Annotated in this window: 2 protein-coding genes and 1 pseudogene; 1 reads left to right on the top strand and 2 read right to left on the bottom strand. The window is 55.1% G+C overall.

The features are described from left to right. The coding region (locus tag ACR0C6_RS21095; protein WP_480621048.1) for a GTP-binding protein at positions 1–419 on the top strand (419 nt) is incomplete at its 5' end. 198 nt (positions 420–617) lie between these two features. On the opposite strand, the pseudogene ACR0C6_RS21090 reads toward ACR0C6_RS21095, so the two are convergent. Continuing rightward, positions 618–743: pseudogene (locus tag ACR0C6_RS21090) on the bottom strand (IS3 family transposase); the annotation flags it as partial. Positions 744–793: 50 nt separating this feature from the next. Then, positions 794–1,551 (bottom strand): IS5 family transposase gene (locus ACR0C6_RS21085; protein ID WP_480481907.1). Its coding sequence is split into 2 segments (ribosomal slippage): positions 794–1,230 and positions 1,230–1,551, totalling 759 coding nucleotides; the frame shifts between segments, so codons are not numbered across the junction. Positions 1,552–1,700 lie beyond the last annotated feature (149 nt).

Below are 1,700 nucleotides of genomic sequence, written 5' to 3'. Positions count from 1 at the left end.
CGGAGGTGCCACTCGATATCCTGCTCTCGGTCGGACGCTTTGCCGCCGAACAACTGGATGCGGAACCGTCAGAACACGCCCATGGCCCAGGCTGCGGTTGCCCCGAACATGAGCATCACCATAACCACGCGTCGAAGTTCTCGACCACGATGCTACGCTCGGATCTTCCCGTTAATCTCTCCGGCCTGCGAGACGCAATCAAGGGACTGCCCGGTGAGGTCTACCGGGTGAAAGGGTTTGTCTATAGCGAGGAAGACCCGGAGCACCGTATTGTCGTGCAAGTCGTCGGCAAGCGTATCGACATTGCCCGGGACGAGAAGTGGGGAACGCGCAAGCCGGAAACTCGTCTGGTCGCGATCGGTGCGCCCGGAGCCGTTTCGGAAGACACCTTGGGAAGAGTGTTCCTCGAAGTGGCATAAAGGAGACTACTCTTTCCGCGTTTACCTTGCCAAATACCGTCGAAAAGAGCGAACCGGACCTTCGTTGAGATCGCAGCGAATTCACACTTCCCGCCCCTTTAACTGTAAACTCAAAGCAAAGCTTTTTAGTGAAGCGCAAAACATAGGGCCACCACCGAGATGGACCTGTTACGTTTTCGTGCCGCTCCAAGTGTTCGTTTAAGCCACTTTCCGTTCGAAGGCGACCGGGCTTTTCCATCCCATGGCTGAGTGCCGACGCCGGGGATTGTAGAAGCCATTGATGTACTGGAAGATGGCTGTTTCAGCCTGGCGTCGGGTTGGCCATGAAGGATCTTGAATGATATTTAGCAATCACGTCTCGCTAGGGTCAGGATTCATAACCAGTATATGACGGTTTCCGCGAGTGTGATGGCTGATAGGAAGACCTTTGGGCAACGGTCGTAGCGTGTCGCCACGCGCCTCCAATCCTTGAGCCTGCCGAACATGATCTCAATCCGGTTACGCCGTTTGTATCGGCGTTTGTCGTATTTGACCGGCGTCTTGCGTTGCTTTCGACCGGGGATGCAAGCGCGTATTCCCTTGTCTTTCAACGCGTCTCGGAACCAGTTGGCATCATAGCCGCGATCCCCGAGCAGCCAGTCCACATTTGGTATGCTGCTGGGCAGTGCCCGAGCACCGATGTAATCACTAACCTGGCCAGCGGCGACAAAGAGGTTCAATGGCCGCCCTTTGCTGTCACATATGGCGTGCAATTTTGTATTCATGCCGCCTTTGGTTCTGCCAATCAGGCGGCCACGCCCCCCTTTTTGACGCCCAAACTGGACGCTGTACGATGGGCCTTTAGATATGTGGCGTCGATCATAGCCGTTTTCTTTTCACCGTGCTCAGCAGCCAGACCGGCCATCATCCGCGCAAAGATGTCTTTCTCGCTCCAGCGCTTCCACCGGCTGTAGAGCGTTTTGTGAGGTCCGTAGTCCTTTGGGGCGTCCCGCCAGCGCAACCCATTGCGATTGATGAAGATAACCCTGCTCAACACCCGTTTATCATCTACCCATGGCTTGCCATGCGACTTCGGGAAGAAAGGGGAAAGCTTGGCCATCTGCTCATCTGTAAGCCAATAAAGGTCGCTCATTTCAACGCCCCGTTTTCGGAGCTGTGAATCACGCAGCGCAGCGAAACTCAATGCACCCTGACCCTAATTTATCTGTCTGACAAATTTCTCGGGGGTTTGGGCATCCAAACTTCTGAAGTTGCCGATGCCATCGAACCCGCCCTAGTAGC

Source organism: Ruegeria sp. AL12, from assembly GCF_056540885.1.
This window is presented reverse-complemented; position numbering and strand designations above follow the sequence as displayed.